Below are 21,458 nucleotides of genomic sequence, written 5' to 3' on the forward strand. Positions count from 1 at the left end.
TTCGCAACGCGACAGAAACAACGATGGCGGCCCGAGGGTCGCCATTGTTGTTTCTGCCGGCGGCATGATCGCAGCTTGCTGCGGGCAGAGGGCATGCAGCCGTGATCGCCGCTATCGTTGATCAAGGCTGCATGCCGCGACCGTCGGCCTGCACGGCGCGTACATACAGATCCTGGGAAAGCTCGCTGGAAAGGTGGGTCAAGCCGGTTTCCGGTTCCTGGATGCGTTTGTACAGATCCTGGGACCGCTTGAGTGCCTTGTCGGTGGAACTCTTGAGAATGCCGGCCTTGATCGCCACGGTCGCAGCCGCCACGGTTGCTGCTATGGACAGCGCCAGCTTGGTGTTGCCGGTAAATATCTCCGGCGACTTCAGCTCCGGGTTGGCCGCCGCCTTGGCCAGATCGGCCAGGGCACCGGCGATGCCGGCGCTGGCCCCGGTTGCACCGGCAGTGCCTTCAAGCACCGAGGCGGTGGCGAAATCAGCGTTCACCTTGGCCAGTTTCTCCAGGATGCGCAGCTGTTCCTGCAGGTCGAGCATGGACTTGGCATCCATCTTGGCCGCTGCGGCCACGTTGAAGTGGCTGTAAGTCACCGACGCTACCGGCTCTGAACACTGCAGGCGCGCCCACAGCTGATCGGTGCCGGTGATGCGTATCTGGTTCAGATAATCGGCATCGTTGCTGCGCCGTAGCGAATGAAACCCATTGGGTTTGCCACTGATGATGCTGGAGCTGCTGCCGGGCTGGCGGGTGGCAATGGCGTAGGCCACGTTGCGGCCGCGCGGGGCGCCAGCGACGTCTTCCACGCTGTGCAGGTGATTGGTATTCAGCGGCAGCCGCATCGCCACGCGCAGGCCGTGGCAGAGATCCAGGCCATTGACGTTGCCCAATGCCACGGTGGTGGCTACATCGCCGGTCAGCATCTGCAGTGGCCGGTTGCGGTCCTGCAGGCTGGCCAGGTCGGCGTCCAGCTGCGGTGCTGCCGCGTTGGCATAACGCAGCACACCATAGGCCAGTTGCCCGGCGCGTGCGTCGGGCAGGCCCAGCGACTTCCACGGCAAACGCCCGGTAGCTGGCGCTGCGCAGTCCTCCATGCCCTGTTCGTCACTGGCCGGGCACGGAAGCCGTTGGTGGGTGGCGGCAAAACCGAGCACCGCATCGTCCGCGCGTTGTACCAGGCTGCGTGTATGGGTCTGCTGTTTCTGTTGCTGCACGTTGCCGTACCAGCGCACCAGGATGACGCCGATGACGCCCAGTATGACCAGCACCAAGGCCAGTTCCAGCAACGAAAAGCCACGCTGCCGGCGTGCGGTGTTGGCTGCGGGTGAGAGTGCGCTCATGGGTTCAGCCCGGTTGCATCGAGTTGACGCGCCTTCAGTGCGGCGGCGTTGCGCAGCTCGGTGATTCTTGCAAGCTGCGCGGCGGCGGCGGCTTTGCTGTTGAGCGCGGCCTGGTAGCCGGTGCCGGCATCTTCCTTGGCTTGCGCCGCAGCCTGCACCAGCGCGTAGACGGTGGTGCCGATCTGCGCCGCAGCGATGATGCCTTGCGCAATGGCGACGGCAACCTTGAACGCGTCTTCGGGCGGAACCAGATCCGGAACCGCCATCACTGCGGACATCGCCACCTGAATCAGCCCAAGGGCCAGGTCGAATGCAGCAAAATCGACCGCGATCTGCGCATTGTCGCGGTCCAGGTCGGCAATCTCCTGATAGAAGTCGCGGGTGGTCTTGTGCAGGTCGGCCAGCAGGTACTCACTTTGTGCGGTCTGCGCCGATTGCGCGGCCGCATAGGCGCGCGGCAGGCGCTCGATACAGCCCATGCGCGCATACAGCTCGCCCATGCCAAGCCCATTGGTGAGCAGGCTGGCATCGCCGGCAGCAGGGCCGTTATAGGCGCTGGAAATGCTGATCGGGACTGCTTGGCCACCGCCATCGGCTAGACGGTGGCTCAACGCGAAGGCCGAGGCGACCGTGCCGCCTACGTGCAAGCCGTTGTTGTTCAAGGTGCCGGCCAGACGCACGCAGAAGTCCAGACCGTTTGCCAACGGCGTGGTGGCCACGCCGGCCACGACGGGCAGATCCGGGTTGTACAGCATGGGGTCGGCCGCAGCCGCCAGTTCGCCCTTTACCGCATAGCCCATCGGCGCGTTGTCGGCCAGGCCCAGGGTTGAGCCGGGCAGGCGCCCGGCCAGCGCGCCGATATCTTCCCGGCCATCACCATCCTGATCGGCATAGGGCAGGCGGAAATGGCTGAGTGAGTAACCCACCAGTGCATCCTGTGCCTGCGACAGGCGTTGCTCTGCCAGTTCCTGCGCGCCCATTTTCGCGCCCAGCGGCAACAGCGGCAGCACCACCACCGCCAACAGCGCGGCAATCACCAGCACCACTGCCATTTCCAACAGGGTCCAGCCGGGCGCTGGACGCAGACGGCTGCGCTCAATCATGGCGACACCGCCGATTGCACAGCTGCGTTGCGATCAGGTCCCACTGCACCACGGTCATCTGCTGCCTTCACTGTCTGATTGGGGCCAAGCCACAGCTCGGTGCCCGCCGAATTGGAGTTGTTGAACGCGACTTTCAGCAACTGCTGGTAACCGGCCACGGCAGCGGCGAACTGGCTGGCCGTGGTATCGGCATTGGCGCGTGACTTTGCCGCAACCTGTGCGCGGGTCTTGTGTTCACGGTAGGCATCGCCATACGACAGCCAGAAGCCGGAGCCCTGCCTGCGTATCAACGGCAGGTAATTGCCATTTTTCCAGTACGGGAACAAAGCGGTCAGTGAGTTGCACTGCTTCTGCTGGATCATCTCCGCCGAGCAGAACGGCCATTGATTGCCGGGCGGATAGCGGCTGGCGTAAGGCGCTGACGTGACCCAGTAACCGGCGGTTACCACATTGCCATCGGCGTCCTTCACCGGCTCGATCCAGACATTGCTGAACTCCTTGGTGGCGCCGGAGCTGGCAGCATTGTCATACAAGCGGTCCACGATGACCTGGTGTTCGGCCATCTTGCCGTTGTTGTAGACAATGGCATCCTTCAGCGCCGGGATGCAGTAAGGGCCGGCGGTGGACGCGGAGGTGCCATCGGCGTTGACGGTCGGGGCGAACTGCTCCAGCACGCCATCGCGCACGCAGGTTTTGACATAGACAACGTTGCTGGCGGAGCTTTCGCAGACGATTCTTTCGATCTCCGACGGTTCCTTCTCGCAGCTTTTGGAGGCGGCAATCTGCTCCAATGCCGCGCGGCAGCTGATTCTGTCTGCCTCTGCGCCTTTCTTGTTGCACTCGGCCAAGGCTTTAGCACGGTCCGCGTCGCTGTCGTCGTATTGATCGATCAGCGATTGAAACTGCTTCAGGCGCTCGGCGTAGTTCTTCTGGTCTGCTTTCAGTACGTCAAAAGCGATGAGGGCATCCATGTAGTCACGTGCTGTCTGCAACTGGTAGCGGAGCAGATTCAGCTGGCGGTTCCGCTCAGTGGTGGACATGCCACCCCAGCCCTGGATGCGGTACTGCAGGTTGCGGTCTTCCCAGTGCAGCATGTACTGGTTGTAGTAGGCATCGCGTTTTGTTTCCGCAGCCTTGGCTTCCGCTTCGGCCTCTTCGGAGGTCTGCTTCAGGCCCTTCGGATCACAGACGCTGCTGACCGCGCCGGTCAGCGGGTCACGGTGGTCCTTGCAGACCCCATAGGCCGAGTCGCGCGCGCGCTGGATGGCTTCGGCGAGGCTGGTGGCGTTGGCTTCGACAGCGGAGTTGGCCAGACGCAGCACGACGTCGGCCTCGGACAGGGCCGCGCTGTTCTGGCCCAGGGCAGCGATGTTCTGTGCCAACGCTGCGATGTTCAAGCCAAGCGCCACCGATTGCTTGACCAGCGCTGCGGTTGAGAGGGGGACGCGCCAGCATTCGATGCCCAGTGATACCGCACAGCGCACCACGTTCTGGGCCAACAGTACGATGGCCTCGGCCAGATCCAGGCCGGCAGCGGCTACGTCGACGCCGGCCATCACCACGCCGATGGTGCCGAAGGCGACCGCCTGCTGGCCGCCGGCAACCGCGTCCTCGGCGTTGCCGACGGTGCTCTCCTGGGTGTCCTTGACCGAGTCGTCGATGCCCGCTGCATCGGCCAGCAGATCAAGCGACGAAACCGGCACGTTGTCGGCGAAGGCGACGCGGCCATTGCTCGCCAGACGCGAGGTCAGCAGGCTGCAGCCCACCAACTGCGCGAGTGATTCGAAGGTGCGCACGCGTACGCGGTCATCGTAGTCGGCGGCGTTTTCTTTTGCCGGGTCGGCCAGGGTCAATGCGTTGCTGAGGTTGGCATCGTCGAAACGACCGTTGCTGCCCGCGTCAGGCCCGGCGACGGCGACGCCGTAAGCAATGACGCGGCTGCTGCCGGCCACGGTGGTCGACAGGCCGCTGCTGCCGGCGACCGCGGCCTGGCCCAGCGATGCGCAGAAGTCGAGCCCATTGATGGCGTCGTACTCGAATGCGGTAGCGGGTGCACCCGGCGTGCTGGCAGGCACTTCGAAGTCGTCGCGTGCCTCGTAGACGTTGTCTTCGCCGTTGTAGGCGGGGGGGCTGTAGCGCGCGGAGGCAAGCGCCAGATCAATGGAGGTGCCTGCGCTGGCCGCGTAAGGCGCCGCTGCCGGTGCTGCTGCAGGCCGGTTCACCGCGTACAGCACGGGACTGGGGAGTCTGCCGCCGCCGGAGGAACCGATGATCGAACTGCTGTTGGCGTCGAAGAACGTGTCCAGCGTGGCTACCGGCAGGTAACCCTTGCTGTTGCCGGAGGCACAGTCTTCCTTGCCCTCCGGCGTGCTGGCCGGGCACGGCAGACGCGAGTTGGCGGCAGCGAAGGCGGTGATGGCCTGGTCGGCCCAGCTCAGCGCCTGCGCTTGCTGCTCGGACTGCCGGCTGGCCGTACGCGACTGCAGCACCTGGAAGCCGGATGCGATCAACGCGCCCAACAGCAGCAGCATAAGTGCGACCTGCAGCAAGGTCATGCCGCGTTGTCGTACCGGCGAGGGAGCGCGCAACGCGCGCAGGTTGGCGTGTAAGGTCATGGCGATTCAGCCCGGTCAGCGATTCAGCTTGAGGTAGGCATCGACGGCGAGTACCTGGCCGGTGTCATTGGCGTGTGTGCGGCTGTCTTTTTCGTTCCTGCTCCACGGGAACTCCGGCGGTGGCGCCGACACCGCCGACGTCAGGTTGTGCGAGCCGACTTCGCGCACCCGGCCGAAGCGGGCGTTGATATTGCCGTCGATGCGCACATCCAGTTGCCGCGCAAGCTCCGGGGTGAGCCCGGTCAGGCGCATCACATTGCGCGGGCGTGGCAGGTAGGCGTTGCCGGTGGTGGGCTCGGCCCAGTCGGGTACGGCCTGGAAGCACACCTCCAGTTCGCGCGGCAAGCCTGCCGCGTCCTGGTAGACGTAGCGTGACTCCAGTCCTTCGGCGCGGCCCTCGGGCAAGGTGATGCCATAGCGCAGCATTTCGTCGCGCAGGTTGTCCCGGCACAGCGCCGAGCTGCCCTTGTTGACCTTGCCGGTGGGGTTGGCGATATCGTCCGCCGGTACCCCGCCGACCTGGGCGACGTACTGGTCGTAGGCCAACATCCAGCCCTGGATGAACTGGCTGCCGATACGTTCGGCCACCGCGCTGCGATAGACATCACGGCCAACGCTGACCCCGCCGATGAGCACGGCGATGATTACCAGCACCACGGCCATCTCCATCAAGGTGAAGCCGCGCGCGTTGCGTGGATTGAAACGAATCATCGGGAGTCCTTGATTACATGTGAGGCGCGGTGATCGCCTGCTGCACGAGGTCATAGACCGGCAACAGCAGCGCCACGATCAGAAACACGAACATGCCGCCGGCAAACAGCACGACCACCGGCTTGATGATTTCCGACAGATTGGTGATCAAGCGCTGCAGCCGCAGGCTGTATTCCTCCGAGAGCCGCGAAAACTGCGAGTCCAAGGTGCCGGTGTCCTCACCAACGCCGATCATGCGCACCATCATCGAAGGGAAACCGCCAACCTGACGCATTGCCGCCGAGACGCGGTCGCCGCGTTCCAGTACCTGGCGGATGGCGATGATGCGGTCGCGGTAATACTCGTCCTGCATCGCCCGTTCCATCACCTGCAGGCTGCTCACCATGTCCACGCCGGCGCGGATCAGCAGCGCCATGTACTCGGTGAAGAAAGCCAAACCAGACGAATACATGATGGTCTTGGCGATGGGCAGCTTGTGCAGCGTGTAGTGCGCCGCACGCCGGAATGGACGCGAATGGCGCCAGGTGACCCACAGTGCGAATGCGGCCAACACCATGCCGGCAACGATCCAGGTGAAATGGCCAATCAACCACTCCGACCCTTTCATCACCGCGATGGTGAGCGGTGGCAGCTTGGCATTCATCTGCTTGAAAAGATCGGACAGGTTCGGGATCACGTAATAGATCCAGAAGCCACCCGCGGCGAAGATCGCCGAGAAAACGAAGGCCGGGTAGATCAATGCCTGGCGGGTGTCGGCAGTCATCTTGGAGATGCGTTCGACATGATCGGCCGCTTCCTTGAGCATGCGGTCCATCGAGCCGGTTTCATCGCCGATCATCACCAGGTTGCGTACGGTCTCCGGGAATGCATCCGGGTAACGCGCAAACGCCTCGCTGAAGGTGGCACCCGCATCCAGTTCCTCGAGCAGGCGCCTTGCCAGCTTAGCCGGGTTGGAGGTTGGCCCACTGCCCACTTCGTTGGCGACCGCGCGCAGTGCCTCCATGACGGGAATGCCGGCGCTGGTCATCACTGCCAGGTCGCGCAGCATGCCGGCCAGTTCCACCGGTTTGATGGTCGGCTTGAACAGGTGCGAGAGCGAACGCTGGGTCTCGGCCAACCAACCCGGGAGCCGGTACAGGGTGAGCACCACGGCATCGAAGTTCTTTTCCAGCCACATCCGTGCGGAGGCATCGCGCTCGACCGACAGCTGGGTGACCCCGCTGCGGACGCGGCCGCTGTTCAACAACAGGCGGTAGTAGTAGACGTTCATGGCGAGGGACCCACGCCGACCACGCGCAGGATTTCCTCGCTGGTGGTCTGGCCGGCAATCACCCGCCGTTGCGAAATCTGCTCGATGCCCCGGAAGCCGGCGTTCATCGCCAGGTTGCGCACGGTTTCGCGGCTGGCGTCGTCGGAAATGCCATTGGCCAGCGGTTCGTCCACCATCATGATGTCGTACACCGGCAGGCGCCCGTAGTAGCCGCTGCCACGGCAGCGGTCGCAGCCTTGACCACGGCGTCCGCAGGTGCCGGGCGGCAGGTTCATCCAGGCCAGTTCGGCTTCGGTGAACGGGACATCCGTGCTGCAGAACATGCAGTTCTGCCGGACCAGACGCTGGTTGACCACTGCCAGCAGATTGTCGGCGATGACCTGTGCTTCCAGACCAAGCGGACGCAGGCGCGGCACCACGCCGAACACGCTGGTCACGTGCAGGGTGGACAACACCAGATGGCCGGTGGCCGCTGCTTCCAACGCCGCCTGTGCGGTTTCCGCATCGCGCATTTCGCCGAGCAGGATCACATCCGGATCGTGGCGCAGGAAGTGGCGCAGCGCGGAGCCGAACTCGTAGCCGGCGCGGCGGTTGACTTCGGTCTGGCCGGCGCCGGGCACGCGGTACTCGATCGGGTCTTCGACGGTCAGCACGTTGCGCTCGATCAGCGACTGCATGCGCAGCGCGGCATGCAGCGATGAGCTCTTGCCCGAGCCGGTGGGGCCGGTGATCAGGATCAGCCCGGCCGGGCGCGAGAACAGGCGCTCCAGGGCGGCCACGTCTTCGGGGAAGAAGCCCATTTCCTCCAGCCCGGCCAGATCGCTGTGCTCGGGCAGCAGACGCATCACGGTGCGTTCGCCAGAGTCGGTGATCAGGGTCGACACACGCACGGTAATGGGCGAATCCAGTACGGTGGCGCGGAAGCTGCCGTCCTGCGGCCGGCGTTGTTCGGAGATGTCCATCTCCGCTGCCAGCTTGATGTAGCCGAGCAGGCGGCTGAGCGAGTTGGGCATGGCCCACATCGGGCGAAGCACGCCGTCGATGCGGAACAGCACATGCAGGCTGTGCTCGGAAGGTGCGATGTGGATGTCGGTGGTGCGCTCGCGGATGGCCAGATGCAACAGGTAATCGAGCAGTTTCTCCGGGCTGTAAGCGTGGTCGTTGTCCACCGCCAGGCGCCGGATCTCTTTCTCAAGCAGGCTCTCGATCGGGTTCTGGGCGAAGTAATAGGTCTGCCGGATCAGCCGCGCAACCTTGCCGTATTCGCCCTGGAAGAAGCGGCAGCGCAGGCCGCAGCGCTGCAGCACCAGCTGCTGCACCGCCGCCGGGTCAGCGTCGCCGAGCAGCACTTCGAGCTGGTCGCCGCTGCGGCGCAACGGCAGGAACTGGCGCAGCTGGCACAGCTCGCGGTTGAAGATGGCCAGTACCTGCGCGTCCGGCACGGGCAGGGTATCGACCTGCGCGTACTCCATGTTCTCCAGCTCGGCCTGGGTGCGGACAATATCCGATTCGTTCGCCAGACCATGGCGTATCAGCAGCCGGCCGAAGCTGGTCTGCTCGACCAGATTCTTCTGCCGTGCGTACAGCAGCTGGATGGGATCAAGCAGGCCGCGCTCGTTGAGCACGACACCGAGCTTGGCCTGCTCGAGGCTGACCAACCCCTGGGTGTTGTTGGCCGAAGCTGGGGGAATGCGGGAGTCAGCCGTTGTCATGGGATGCGGAATCCGTAGGTCTGGAAAGAGAGGTGGGGTGGCCCGTGCGGTCTTCGAGCAGGCGCAGCGTCAGCGGATCGATCTGGCCGCTGGCAGGCACCCCGAGCTCGTGCTGGAAGCGGGCCAAGGCGCGTTGGGTCAAACGGCCGAACTGGCCATCGATGGCGCCGTCGTAATGGCCCAGGGCAGTGAGCTGTATCTGCAGCCCACGCAGCGCGTTGTCCACGGTGGCTGGGTCCTGGAAGTTGTGGACGCCCTGCGGCGGGCTCCAGGCGATCTCCCAGCCGCCGCCATGCTGCTGGCTGCACAGATCAGCGGAGTCGTGCACGGCCAGCGCAGTACGCGCGGAGACAGGATCCCGGCGTTGCTGTGGGGTGGCGGTGCGATGCAGACAATCGGCCCAGGACTCGTGGCTTGGCGTGCGTTCGGCGGAGGTTTCCAGTGGCGCAGCGTTGACGACGCTGGTGCTGTTGCTGTCGGCGCGGGATTCGTTGCTGCCGATCAGCAGGCCCACCAGGCCAAGGCCCGTGGCGAGCAGCACGCTGGCGGCAATCGCCAGACCATTGCGGGGGACGTGACGGCGCGCTGGGCGCACGCCCGACTGTGCGGCCGCGCTGCGGATCAGCCGGGTATCGATCTGCCGTTGCCCCTGCGGTTGCGCATACAGGCCATACAGGCAGCGATCCATGATCAGATGGATGCGGCGCGGATTGCCCTTGCTGCAACGGTGCAGCGCGGCGGCTGCAGCGGGTTGCACCTTGATGGAGCTGGCGGCACCGGCCGCAGCAAGGCGAAAATCAACATAGGCACGGGTCTGCTGCAGATCCAGCGCATCCAGCCGCACGTGCTTGCAGATGCGGCTGGTCAGCTGGCGGATCTGTGGCTGGTCCAGGTTGTCGCGCAGCTCCGGTTGCCCGGACAGCACGATCTGCAGCAGCTTTTCCTGGCCGGTCTCCAGGCTGGTCAGCAGCCGTACCAGCTCGAGGCTGGCCAGCGTCAGGTTCTGTGCATCATCGATGATCAATACGCAGGTGGTGCGGTCCTGCCAGCGGCTGATCAGGAACCGGTTGAGGATTTCGATGTCGTTGGCGGCGTTGCCCTTGGGGGTCAAGCCGAAATCACGCAGGATCGCAGCGAGCAGGTCATCGCCCTGCAGGAAAGTATTGAATACCAGCGAAACCACGATGCCGTCGGTTTCCAGTTGGCCCAGCAGACGGCGCAGGAACGTGCTTTTGCCAGTGCCGACTTCACCGGTCAGCAGCACAAAACCGGCGCGCGTCCGCAGCGCATGGGTGGCCTCGACCAACTCGCCTTCCAGCATTGGCGTGGCGTAATAGGAAGCAGCATCGGGCGTGGGTGGAAACGGTGAGCGTTCCAGGCCAAGCGTCTGCAGATGTCGGGCCAGGGCAGGGTTCATTGCCGAGCCGTCTCCAACTCGGCCTGGGCGCGGCTGACCATCTGCGAGCCGGTGTTGCGTGCGGCCAACTTGGCCAGCCGATCCCTGGCCTGGTTGAGGTCTCCGCGACGGGCATCGATCAAGGCCAGATTGACGCCTGCGTACTCATCATCAGGAACCCGCTGCAGGATCGCCCGGTAATAGCGCTCAGCGTCTTCGATGTCGCCGTTGCCATGTGCAGCCCAGGCGCGCGCACGCAGCAAGGTTAGGCTGTCAGCTGGAAGCAATGCCTGCAGCTCGCTCAAGCTGGTGTCGCGCACCGCATTGTCACCGCTGGCAACGGCCGCCTGCAGGCGTGACATCGCGGTCTTGACCTGCATCGGATCTGGTTCGTCGCCGCTGGTCGGCGCCGATGTCGCAGATGCGGACTTTGCCGGTGCCTGGCTGACGGTGATCGTCACCGCTGATGTTGCTTCGCGGACGCTGGGTGCTGTGCTGGTGACAGCGCCGGGAGCCGCGGCAGCGATGTTCGCCGAGGTTGCGGCAGCGGCCGCGATCGGCGCGGCAGGGGCGACGCGCGTTGCCAACACGATCGGTGGCAGCGTCCTGACGCCAGCCGTCTGCACAGGGCGTTGTGTGGCTGGGTCGGCGCCCGGGCGTGCGCCGGGCGATGTGTTGATCGCAGGCGGCATTGCTGCGGGGCCTGGCAATGACGCTGGCGCCTGGATAGGCGTTGCCGCCGCGATCGGCGCTTGCTCATTGCCGCCACCACGGGCCAGCAGGTAGCCGGCGGGGCCGGCCAATACGACGCCCAACAGCAGCCACCTGCCGTGGCGTGGCAGCTGCTGCCACGCTGCGGTCTGCGCTGTCTGCCGGTCGGCGGCAGGTGAGGACTCGCCGCCGCTCAGGGCGTCATGGATCAGGCTCACAGCACTTTCACCCGCAGCACGACCACCAGTTCGCGGGTGTTGTGGGTCTTGGCGCGTGAACCGAACAGACGGCCGAACACCGGCACGTCGGAGGCGCCGGGAATGCCGCGGTCGTCCATCGACGAGTTCTGGTCGATCAGGCCGCCCAGCAGCACGGTATCGCCGTCACGCAGATTGAGCGTGGTGGTGATGCCTTTGACATTGATCTGCGGCAGGGTCACCGCATTGCCATTGGGGAACTCCTGCAGCTTCAAACTGCCTGGTTGCACTTCGGTCTGCATCGGATGCACCAGCAGTTCCACCGTGCCGTTCTCGTGCACCATCGGCGCCACACCAATGACCACGCCGGAGAACAGCGAGTCGGTCTGGATGTCCGAAGAGGTGAAGCCCGACCCGGTGCCCGAACCGCCAGAGAAGTTGGTGGTGGACTTGGTGACGTAGCGGATATTGGTGCCCACGCTCAGGTAGGCGGGACTGCCGTTGCGCACGCGCACGCTGGGGTTGGACAGCACTTTGACGTTGCCAAAGCCGCGCAGCACATTGACCGCAGCGGAGAAGGTGTCGCTCATGTAACTCAGGCCAAGTGCACGGCCGGCAACCGAGCCCAGCGTCTGGTTCGGGAACACGATGGTACGGCCCTGCTCGCCAAGCCGGTTCATGGTGCTGTAGGGCAGGACGCTGTCGGCCACCGGCATGATCGTGGCCGGGGCGTCGCCGTAGATGCCGGCAACGCGGTTGCGCAGCAGGTTCCAATCGACGCCGTAATTGGAGTTGTCGTTGAGCGACACGTCGAGGATCTGTGCTTCAACCAGCACCTGCCGACGCATCTTTTTCTGGCTGTGCTCCAGCAGATCTTCGATGGCGCGGACCTGCGAGGGACGCGCGCGCACGTACAGCGTACCGGTGCCCGGATCCAGGCTGTAGCGTGCCGATTCCGGCGCCGGCGGGCCATTCGGATCGCGTGCTGCGGCGGTCTCGGCCTTGTCCTCGGCCAGTATCACCTTCAGTGCCGCATCCAGCTGTTTGTAGGGGTCGCTCTCCTTGCCCATGCTGCCGGAAATGCTCAGGTCACCCTTCAGCGATTGACCACCACCGCCACCACCGGCCTGCATGCCAGCGCCGAACACATCGCCGCCGGAGGCCAGGTCCATCATCGTGACCGAGTTGAGCATGTCGACGTTGAAGATCCGCTCGCTCATCTGCGACACCACCAGCGAACCGCCACGGACCTGACCATTGAGGTCGAACGCATCCAGGATGTGCCGGTAAACCTCACGCGCGGACACATTGCGCAGGTGCAGGCTGGCGCGCTGCTTCTGCTGCAGCACCTTGGGGTCGACGATGAGGTTCATCTTCAACTCGTCAGCCAGCGCCCACAGCAGCTGGCCAACATCGGCGTCATACATGCTCAGGCTGACCACGCTGTTCTCCAGCGGGTCGTAGGCCGGCGCGATGGGCGCAGCCGCAGCAGGTGCCGGCGCGCGATGCTCCACTTCCTCGAACAGCTTGTCCTGGCGCGCAGCGAGCTTGGCCGATTCCTCGTTGATCGCGCTGCCGGTGCGCTCCAGCGCCTTGTACTCGGTCGGCGGCATATCCTGGGTGCTGCGCGGCGGCATGTTGGTACAAGCGGCCAGCAGCAGACTGCCGGTGCTGACAGTCAGCAACCTGGTGAGAGAGCGATGGCGCGGGGTGAGTCTGGAGTTCATGAAAGCGGCCCTGGATAGATGGTTCGTTTCGTAGTGCGGCGGGATCTAGCGGGTGGCGTTGGAGATCCAGCCCAGAAGTTCTGCTGTGCTCTCGGCAACAACAACGTCGTCCATGCCCGCGTCGGCGCGATGTGCGGGCGATGCGACGCAGTTGCTGCTGCTCCCGAAGGCGCCGTGGGGCGCTTCGAAGTAAGTGTTGTTGCCGGCCAGGTCGGTCGCCGGGGCGATGACCACGAATGCGGGGTTCACGCTTGTCGCGCCGGTGCAGCTGACGCTGCTGCCCTGTGAGGTTGATTGCACGTAGTAAGCAATGCTGGTCTGCGCCGGGGCCGCCGCAGCGGCTGCAAGTGCGACCATCAAGCCGCCGCTGCGTTCCGGATCCAATCCGTCGCTGGCGGCGCGCGCAGGCGCAGTGAGATTGGCGACGCTGCTGATGTAGACGCCGTACTTCATCCGCTTGCGTTCCGGCGGTGGCGCCATGCCCAGCGTCTCGTATGGAAACCAGCCGTTGCCCTGCGTACACGGTGGTGGAGCTTCGCGGTAGGCACCGCTGCCGGCCGGGCAGGGCAGGCGTTTGTTGTTCAGGGCAAATGCGCGCACCGCGTTGCGGGCCGACTCGGCGTTGGCAATGGCCGCGCGTTGCTCAGCGAAGCGCTGGATGTTCTCCAGTCCCGAGGTGACCGCAAAGGTCAGTACGCCAAGCACGCCCACCACCACGCTGACCTCGATCAGGCTGTAGCCACGCTGGCTCCTGCGCTGGGTCGCGGGGTACATATGCTCAGTGCCCGCTGCTTGCCGACTGCCCTGCAGGCAGGTTGACGTCCAGGCGCAGCTGCCCCTGCAGCTGCTGCAGCTCGGCAAGAATGGTGTGAAGACGCTGGGTACGTTCCGGCGTGCTGGGTTGCTGGTTGAGGTTGACGATCTCCAGCGACAGGTACTGCGCGCGTTTGGCAATGGCGATGTTGTTGCGCAGCGCTGGCAGGTCTATCTCCTTCGGCAGCTGACCGCTGCTTTCCATTTCATCGAGCCGGCGAAGCATGCCGTCCGCTGCCGCACCGCTGCGCGCAATCTGCTCGCGCATCGCGGCCAAGGCCTCGGGCTGCAGCGGCGGTGGCGCGCTGGCGGCGCCGGCAGTGGCGGTGGCTCCAATCGGTGCCAGGACGGGTGCGGCGGCGGGCGCATCCCATGGATAGGCCTCTGCAGCTGGGTGCGTGGCTTGCTGTGGCGCCGTTGCCGTTGCCTGCGCGGTTGCGACCGGCGCAGCGTCCGCTGCTGCGTCGCTGTGCTGATTGCCAGTGCCACGTACTACCAGCACCAGCACCAGGCCGGCGATGATCGCGCCGCCGGCAATCAACAGCGGTTTGTTGCGAGGGGTCACTTGGCCGCTCCGCTTGCAGTGGAGATCAGGGCGGGCACCCGATAGGTCTGGTTGCCATGCACTGGATCATCGATGCGTACCCAGTCCGGGCCGATCGCGCGGACCCGGCCGCCACTGCTCAGGCGCTGGCCGGCGCGTACCTGCTCGCCATTGACGAAGGCGGTGCGGCTGCCCCCGGAGCTGAGTACCAGCGATACCGATGGCGGCGGCAGCGCGGCTTCCACCACATCGGCAGCGGCGGGACGCGGGGCGGCAACGGCCACCAGCGGCGCAGTGCTCAGATAGGCGTCGGAAAGCCCAAGCTGGGTGATGGTTTCGCGCATGCGTTTGTTGCGATCAACCGATGCACGCAGCTCCGCCATTGCCGCGGTTTCCTCGGCGTTCTGGTTCTGCCGCAGCACGGCCGGCTTGCTGATCACCATGCTGGCCAGCCAACCAGTGACGCCGAGCCAGACAATGAGCGAGAGCGCAGCGAAGTATTTCATTTTCATGGCGTGGCCCCTGCGTTCACTACGGGCTCTTTCAACAGATAGGAGAACAGGTTGCTGGTGCCGACATTGCCGCCTTGCGGGTCAAGCGGTACCGGGTCGTAGCCGGCCTGGCGCAGGCGTTCGATGAAGATGGGTACCTGCATGCCGCCGCCCTGGGCAGGATCCACCGCGCCATCCACGCGCAGTGTCGGCCGCTCCAGCGCGGCAAAGGCTTGTCCGGGCGCGGCGTTTGGTTGCGCGGTTTCCATGCGCAGGCGCAGCACACGTACCTGCCCAAAGGCCGCATCGCGGACTTTGCTCAAGCCGGCGATGGGGTCGATGCTCTGCTGCAGATTGTTGACCTTTTCGATGAAGGCATAGGTCTGGGGGAATTCGGCCGGTATGGCCTGTTCCTTGCTCAGCGCGCCGATCCGCATATCGGTGGCGGAGACTTCTTCGCTGATGATTGCGGCCTGGTCGTTTGCTTCGCCGGCGCTGAGCGTCCAGCGCGCACCGATCGAACCCAGTGCGATTGCGAACACGATGGAGGCGGCACTTGCCAGTGGCAGCGCCCACTCGGCCATATAGGCCAGGCGGCTGGCGGCGGGATTCACCGCAATGGTGGGTGATGCGCTTTTTGCCAACCAGGCGACGCCGCTGCGGAAGTGATTGCCGTGCTCGTCGCTGAGTGTTTCGGTCGGGACTGCATCCACGGCCAAACCACTGCGCGCCGAGAACACTTCGCGCAGGCTGTCATCCAGCCATGGCTCGCCGGCCGCCGGCGCCGGAACCAATACCGAGCACCAATGCGCACGCTGTGGTTCGAGTTGCTTGTCATCGCCCTCAAGGTCATTGGCGATTTGCTCGGCCAGGGCACCGGAGGTCATTGCCAGATCACCGGCATCATTGCTGTAGGCCAGCGATGAGCGGTAGATCATGGTGTGCTTGAGCAGCGCCAGCGCGGTGATCTGGCGGCCCGAGTGGTAGATCAGGACTTCGCCAGCCTTGAGCTTGCTCCACAGCAGCGAGGTGATTGGAATCAGCAGACAATGATCCGGCTGCGCCTCGGCCCAGGCGTACGTCTGCTGCCACAGGTCCAACGGTGCGGCGGTGAACAGGGTCTGGTAGCCCGCACCGACGGTGCGGGTCTTGTGGATCAGGATCTTGCTTTCGCTGTCGATCAGGCCGTCGGCGCGCAGGCGCTTTTCGATCAATGCGACGGCATGTGCCGGGCTGCCTTCCAGCGATACCACGCTGCTGACGCCGCCTTCGAAGTCGGCGATGGCCAGGGCCGAACGTTGCGGGCGCGGCCGCGTTTCGCTGCGGCTGACGCTGCCATTGTCAAACACCAGCCAGCTACCTTGCTGCTGGATCAGAAGCTGACGGCTCATGGGGCGGCTCCGCTGACGGTGGTGGTGTCGGCCGGGCTGAGCGCCGCATCGGTGCCCGCCGCGGTTGCGGCCGCGCTGGCAGTGGGATCGAACTCGCTGGTGCGGAACATCACGCTGCCACGGATGGTGACTGACAGCGGCGCGGGGATGCGGTCCACCGTGCTGGGCACGTCGAACAGGCCTTCGTCCGGGTGGGTTACCGACAGCTCGAACGCCTCGGTGCCGGTGATGCGGCCGTTGGAGCGGCCCAGCGCGCCGAGCAGGGTGGCCGCGTCACTGCGGGTCAGCTGCGCCTGCTGCAGGCTGATCAGGCGCTCGCCCCAACCGCTGGGCTGGAGATTGGCTGCGGTGGCAGCCAGTACCAGATCGCTTGCGGAGCGCGCCTGTTCCACTTTCAGCTGCGCCTCCTGCTCGCGCACCTGGGCTTCGGACAATGCCTGTTTGGCGTTGCCAAGGCGCCCGTAGGCGTCGGCAAGCGCGGAACGGGCACTGATGAACCATGTCGCCGTCGCCACCAGGGCGAACAGCGAAATGGCGAAAACGATCAGCGACGTGCGTCGTGATTGCCTCAGGCGGGCGAGTAGGTTGGGCGCTTTCATGGCGTGATTACTGGTTCATCTTGTAGTGGGCGGTCAGCGTCAGAACCTGCTCGGTGTCAGTGCTCTGGCCAACCGTCGCCGCGCTGCCCTGGCCCGAGCTTGCGGACTGGGTGTTGTTGCCTTCCCACTCTTCGCTGCCGGCCGTTGCACTGCTGTTGGCGGTGCTGTTGGCGGTACGCGCGGTGATGCCGGCCTGACGGAAAGCACCCGCCTTCGGGTCGGATTTGCCATCGACCATCTGGTCAAGCGAGCGCGCCAGATCCGGAGTCAGACCGGTCACGACCATGATGTTGCCCGAGCCCGAACCGGTGCCCGGTGGATTCCACTGGAAGCAGACCTGTACTTCCTGCGGGTTGCCGTTGGTATCCAGATAGGCGTAACGGTCTTCGAAACCATCGCCACGGCCCGGCGGCAAGGTGATGCCGGCCTTGCGCATGATGTCGCGCAGGTCGGTGCCGGTGGCGGCCGGGGTCACGCCGGCGGGCAGGTTGCCTTGGCACAGGGCACCGGGCGACTGGGTGTTGCTCATGTCGCCACCGGAGATGGTGGCGCCGGAGGTCACGCCAGCACCGTGCTTTGCACCGTTGACCATCAAACGCGGCGCCGCCTGGTTGTCGCCGACCGGCGCACCGGTGCGCTGACTGTAGGTGTTGTATGCGACCACCCACTGGTCCATGAATTTCTGCTTGATGCGCGTGTACTCGGCGTTGCGCTGGACATCGCGGCCGATCATCACCGCACCGATGATCACGCCGATGATGACCAGCACCACGGCCATTTCGACCAGAGTGAAGCCGCCCTGGCGGCGCTTGGATCGCATTTGCATTGAAGAGCCCCTTGTGGAAGAACCTGAGTACCCGGCGCGGATGTGTAGCGGCGACGGATTTGTTTCAGCGGACTAGATACGAGGCCGGCGTAAGACGTGCGTAAGAGCGGTGCCTGGGCTATCGTCGAAACACCTCCACGTTGGCCACTGCCATGCTGCGTACTGCGCTGTTGCTCGCTCTATCCACGATGCCGGCGACGGTGCTGGCTGCAGACCGTGTCACCGGTCACGAATTTGCCACCCGTTCGGAAGTCATCGCGCCGCATGCGATGGCTGCTACCTCGCAGCCCCTGGCCACACAGATCGCCCTGGACGTGATGAAAGGCGGCGGCTCGGCGGTGGATGCGGCCATCGCCGCCAATGCCGCACTGGGATTGATGGAGCCCACCGGCAATGGCATTGGTGGCGATCTTTTCGCCATTGTCTGGGATCCCAGGACAAGCAAGCTCTATGGCTACAACGGCTCGGGCCGCTCACCGCGTTCGTTGAGCCTGGCCGAATTCCAGCGTCGTGGCTTGAAGGAAATCCCCGCGACTGGGCCGTTGCCGGTATCGGTGCCTGGCGCGGTCGATGGTTGGTTCGCTCTGCATGAGCGTTTTGGCCGCAAGCCAATGGCCGACAATCTTGCACCGGCCATCGCCTATGCGCGCAACGGTCACCCGGTGTCCGAGGTGATTGCGTACTACTGGGACCGCTCGGTGCCCAGGCTGTCGCCGTATCCGGGTTTCAAAGAACAGTTCACCATTGACGGCCACGCACCGCGCAAGGGGCAGATGTGGCGCAACCCGAATCTGGCCAATACCCTGCAGCAGATCGCCGATGGTGGACGCGATGCGTTCTACAAGGGTGCTATCGCCCGCAACATTGGTGACTACTTCAAAGCCAATGGCGGCTACCTGAGTTACGAGGATATGGCTGCACACCAGGGCGAGTGGGTGGAGCCGGTCAGCAGCAACTACCGTGGTTACGACGTGTGGGAGCTGCCACCGAACAGCCAGGGCATCGCCGCACTGCAGATTCTCAATGTGCTGGAAGGCTACGATTTCTCGAAGATTCCGTTTGGCTCGCCTGAGCACATCCACTTGTTTGTCGAAGCCAAGAAACTGGCATTCGCCGACCGCGCCCGCTTCTATGCCGATCCCGCGTTCTCACCGGCACCGGTACAGCGGCTGATTTCCAAGGATTATGCCGCGCAGCGACGTGCGCTGATCTCGATGGACAAGGCCTTGAAAGAAGCGCAGCCGGGCACGCCAAAGCAGTTGGAAGAGGGCGATACCATCTACATGACCGTGGCCGATGCCGACGGCATGATGGTGTCGCTGATCCAGTCCAACTACCGCGGCATGGGCAGCGGCATGGCTCCGCCCGGCCTGGGCTTCATCCTGCAGGATCGCGGCGAGATGTTCGTGCTGCAGAAAGATCATCCCAATGGCTACGCGCCGGGCAAGCGGCCGTTCCAGACCATCATTCCTGCCTTCATCACCAAGGACGGCAAGCCGTTCGCCAGCTTCGGCGTGATGGGCGGTGCAATGCAGCCGCAAGGGCATGCGCAGATTGTGATGAACCTGGTCGACTTCGGCATGAACCTGCAGGAGGCCGGTGATGCGCCGCGCATCCAGCACGAGGGCTCAACCGAACCGACCGGGCAGGCCACCGCGATGAGCGATGGTGGCGAGGTCAATCTGGAAACCGGGTTTGCCTATGAAACGGTACGCAGCCTGATGCGCAAAGGTCACCGCGTGGTGTTTGCCGATGGGCCCTACGGCGGCTACCAGGCGATCATGCGTGATCCGGACAGCGGCGTTTACTACGGTGCTTCGGAAAGCCGCAAGGATGGGCAGGCGGCGGGGTATTGAGCCTTGCTGCTTGGGGTTGTGGCGGGGGCAGAGCCAGAGCCAGAGCCAGAGCACCCCTCCCCAACCCTCCCCTTCGCTGCGCGAAAGGGAGGGGGCTGTTCTTGGCGATCTGCAAGGTTGCGGCGGAGCCGCTTCTACTCCCTCCCTTTCGCGTAGCGAAGGGGAGGGGCCGTTCTTGGCGATCTACAAGATGGCGACGGAGCCGCTTCTACCCCCTCCCTTTCGCGCAGCGAAGGGGAGGGTTGGGGAGGGGTAGCGCTTCGCTGCCGTCCTTGTCACCCAATTGTTCAGAAGCACTACGCAACTGGACGCCTGGCCAGCTGCACGCACCGCGTTGATTCACAACCCAACGCAGCTTCCGTCTACTTGTCCAAGCCTGACGAATGCTCACCCGCCGCACGTGCTTCTTCCTGCGCAGCCTGCTCACGCTCGATCCAGGCCTCGACAATGTGCCGCGTGCGCAGCGCAAGCCGGCGCTGGCGGTTGTGTTCGGCATCAAGCACCCGGTACAGCGACACCATCACCAGTACCATCAGCAACGCGAATGGCAGCGCGGCGATGGTGATCATGCCCTGCAACGCCTCCAGTCCGCCGGCGAGCAGCAACACGGCGGCAATAAGCGCAACGGCGACGCCCCAGACCAGTTTGCGTGACAACGGCGGGTCGCCGGCTTCGTCGGTGGACATGCTGGCGAGGACCAGCACCGCCGAGTCGGCCGATGTCACGAAGAAGATCACCAGCAGTACCAGCGCCAGCCCAGACAGCCAGAGCGAGGCGGGCAGACTGTCGAACAGCGTGAACAACACGGTTTCATAGCCATTGCCGAGCGCCTGCACCAGGTCCGCATGGCCGAACAGCTGCGACCACAACGCGGTGCCGCCGAACACGGAGAACCACAGGAAGCCCAGCAGGGTGGGGGCAAGCACGACGCCCACCACGAACTCACGCACGCTGCGGCCGCGCGACACACGTGCGATGAACGCGCCGACGAACGGTGCCCAGGCAATCCACCAGGCCCAGTAGAAGATGGTCCAGTCCGCGACCCAGGTGCTGCCGGAGAAAGGCGACATGCGCAGACTCATCGTCACCAACTGGTTGAGATAGGAACCGAGCGTGGTGGTGAAGGTGTCGAAGATGAAACCGGTGGGGCCAAGCACCAGCAGTGCGGCAAGCAGCAGTGCAGCCAGTGCCAGGTTGAAGTTGGACAGCCACTTGATGCCGCGATCAACGCCGCTGGTAGTTGAAAGCATGTACAGGACGAAGGCCACCGCGATGACCGTCATCTGCAGGGGAACCCCTGCCTTGACGCCAAACACGCGCTGCAGGCCGGCGGCGATCTGGATGGTGCCGAACCCAAGTGTCGTGGCCACACCGATGGCCGTGGCGACCACTGCGGCGATGTTGACCAGCTGGCCGAACCAGCCGCGATGATGGCGGCCGATGATGGGTTGCAACATGTCGCTGATCAAACCGCGTCCGTTGCGGTTGTACTGGAACCACGCCATCGCCAGCCCGATCAGTGCATAGATCGCCCAGGGATGAAGGCCCCAGTGGAAAAACGCATAGCGCATGGAGGCGCGCGCGGCGTCCATGCTCTGCGGCGGCAACCCTTCCGGTGGGCTGACGAAGTGCGATATGGGTTCGGCGGCGCCCCAGAACACCAGCCCGATGCCCATGCCGGCGGCAAACAGCATCGACAACCAGCTGGCGCGGGAGAAATCCGGTTCGGCATCTTCACCGCCGATGCGCAGGCTGCCAAAGCGGCCAAACGCCAGATACATCAGAAAGATCAGGGTCAGGAACACGATCAGCAGGTACATCCACCCTGCTCCGCGCACAACCTGGCCCAGCATGGCCTGGACCACGTCGTTGAAGGGCCCGGGGGCGAAGCCGGCAATCAGCACCAGCAGTGCGACCAGCGCAATGGAGACACGGAACACCATCGAGGAGCTTCTCCGATCAGGTGGGCGAGAGGAACTCGCCCGGGCCGGCAGGGCAGCCGGCGGGCGCCCCAGCAGGGGTCAGGAGGGCGGGCCGGCAATTGCCGCGCGGGCGGCGTTGGAAGGGCCCATGAGCGAATGCTATGTAATCTGGCGTCACGACTGCGTTAGCGCGCCGTCTGCGCGGGTGTGGCCCACGCAGCGCTGGGTTAATGCA

17 protein-coding genes are annotated in these 21,458 nt (G+C 64.7%); 1 reads left to right on the forward strand and 16 read right to left on the reverse strand.

What is annotated here, in order from left to right; genetic code table 11:
- Positions 1–121: 121 nt before the first annotated feature.
- The 15 genes from ABE493_RS06580 to ABE493_RS06650 are packed head-to-tail and all read right to left on the reverse strand — an operon-like array spanning position 122 to position 17,445.
- Complete coding sequence (locus ABE493_RS06580; protein WP_346498144.1) at positions 122–1,339, reverse strand: type II secretion system protein; 1,218 nt, start codon at positions 1,337–1,339, stop codon at positions 122–124.
- The gene (locus ABE493_RS06585) at positions 1,336–2,442 is read right to left on the reverse strand and encodes a hypothetical protein (RefSeq protein WP_346498145.1); all 1,107 of its coding nucleotides are present in this window, start codon (positions 2,440–2,442) and stop codon (positions 1,336–1,338) included. Before ABE493_RS06585 ends, ABE493_RS06580 begins: the two co-directional genes overlap by 4 nt.
- The gene (locus ABE493_RS06590; protein WP_346498146.1) at positions 2,439–5,057 is read right to left on the reverse strand and encodes a hypothetical protein; all 2,619 of its coding nucleotides are present in this window, start codon (positions 5,055–5,057) and stop codon (positions 2,439–2,441) included. Before ABE493_RS06590 ends, ABE493_RS06585 begins: the two co-directional genes overlap by 4 nt.
- A gap of 15 nt (positions 5,058–5,072) precedes the next feature.
- A complete protein-coding gene (locus ABE493_RS06595) occupies positions 5,073–5,768 on the reverse strand; it encodes a type II secretion system protein (protein ID WP_346498147.1) in 696 nt (231 codons plus the stop codon).
- A 13-nt stretch (positions 5,769–5,781) separates the two neighbouring features.
- Positions 5,782–7,038 carry a type II secretion system F family protein gene (locus tag ABE493_RS06600; protein WP_346498148.1) on the reverse strand — a complete coding sequence of 419 codons (1,257 nt, stop codon included), beginning with the start codon at positions 7,036–7,038 and terminating at the stop codon, positions 5,782–5,784.
- Positions 7,035–8,750, reverse strand: coding sequence for a GspE/PulE family protein (locus tag ABE493_RS06605; protein WP_346498149.1), 1,716 nt, complete (start codon positions 8,748–8,750; stop codon positions 7,035–7,037). The genes ABE493_RS06600 and ABE493_RS06605 overlap by 4 nt, the downstream gene beginning before the upstream one ends.
- Positions 8,737–10,167: an AAA family ATPase gene (locus ABE493_RS06610; protein WP_346498150.1), complete on the reverse strand. Its 1,431-nt coding sequence runs from the start codon at positions 10,165–10,167 to the stop codon at positions 8,737–8,739. Before ABE493_RS06610 ends, ABE493_RS06605 begins: the two co-directional genes overlap by 14 nt.
- Positions 10,164–11,075 carry a tetratricopeptide repeat protein gene (locus tag ABE493_RS06615; RefSeq protein WP_346498151.1) on the reverse strand — a complete coding sequence of 304 codons (912 nt, stop codon included), beginning with the start codon at positions 11,073–11,075 and terminating at the stop codon, positions 10,164–10,166. The genes ABE493_RS06610 and ABE493_RS06615 overlap by 4 nt, the downstream gene beginning before the upstream one ends.
- Positions 11,072–12,781, reverse strand: a complete 1,710-nt coding sequence (gene mshL, locus ABE493_RS06620; RefSeq protein WP_346498152.1) for a pilus (MSHA type) biogenesis protein MshL — start codon at positions 12,779–12,781, stop codon at positions 11,072–11,074. The genes ABE493_RS06615 and mshL overlap by 4 nt, the downstream gene beginning before the upstream one ends.
- Positions 12,782–12,826: 45 nt before the next feature.
- On the reverse strand, positions 12,827–13,555 hold the full coding sequence (locus ABE493_RS06625; RefSeq protein WP_346498153.1) for a type II secretion system protein: 729 nt from the start codon (positions 13,553–13,555) through the stop codon (positions 12,827–12,829).
- A gap of 4 nt (positions 13,556–13,559) precedes the next feature.
- Positions 13,560–14,159, reverse strand: coding sequence for a hypothetical protein (locus tag ABE493_RS06630; RefSeq protein WP_346498154.1), 600 nt, complete (start codon positions 14,157–14,159; stop codon positions 13,560–13,562).
- A complete protein-coding gene (locus ABE493_RS06635) occupies positions 14,156–14,650 on the reverse strand; it encodes a hypothetical protein (protein WP_346498155.1) in 495 nt (164 codons plus the stop codon). The genes ABE493_RS06630 and ABE493_RS06635 overlap by 4 nt, the downstream gene beginning before the upstream one ends.
- On the reverse strand, positions 14,647–16,020 hold the full coding sequence (locus ABE493_RS06640) for a hypothetical protein (protein ID WP_346498156.1): 1,374 nt from the start codon (positions 16,018–16,020) through the stop codon (positions 14,647–14,649). The genes ABE493_RS06635 and ABE493_RS06640 overlap by 4 nt, the downstream gene beginning before the upstream one ends.
- Positions 16,017–16,619, reverse strand: coding sequence for a hypothetical protein (locus ABE493_RS06645; protein WP_346498157.1), 603 nt, complete (start codon positions 16,617–16,619; stop codon positions 16,017–16,019). Before ABE493_RS06645 ends, ABE493_RS06640 begins: the two co-directional genes overlap by 4 nt.
- 7 nt (positions 16,620–16,626) lie before the next feature.
- Complete coding sequence (locus tag ABE493_RS06650) at positions 16,627–17,445, reverse strand: prepilin-type N-terminal cleavage/methylation domain-containing protein (protein WP_346498158.1); 819 nt, start codon at positions 17,443–17,445, stop codon at positions 16,627–16,629.
- Positions 17,446–17,597: 152 nt separating this feature from the next.
- Here ABE493_RS06650 and ggt point away from each other — a divergent pair, with 152 nt between their 5' ends.
- On the forward strand, positions 17,598–19,301 hold the full coding sequence (gene ggt / locus ABE493_RS06655) for a gamma-glutamyltransferase (protein WP_346498159.1): 1,704 nt from the start codon (positions 17,598–17,600) through the stop codon (positions 19,299–19,301).
- Positions 19,302–19,663: 362 nt separating this feature from the next.
- Here ggt and ABE493_RS06660 read toward each other — a convergent pair whose 3' ends face one another.
- Entirely contained in the window at positions 19,664–21,244 is a 1,581-nt protein-coding gene (locus ABE493_RS06660) for a BCCT family transporter (protein WP_346498160.1), read from the reverse strand.
- Positions 21,245–21,458 lie beyond the last annotated feature (214 nt).

The organism is Stenotrophomonas terrae, assembly GCF_039674165.1.
In the GTDB taxonomy this organism is placed as follows: Bacteria; Pseudomonadota; Gammaproteobacteria; order Xanthomonadales; family Xanthomonadaceae; genus Stenotrophomonas; species Stenotrophomonas terrae_A.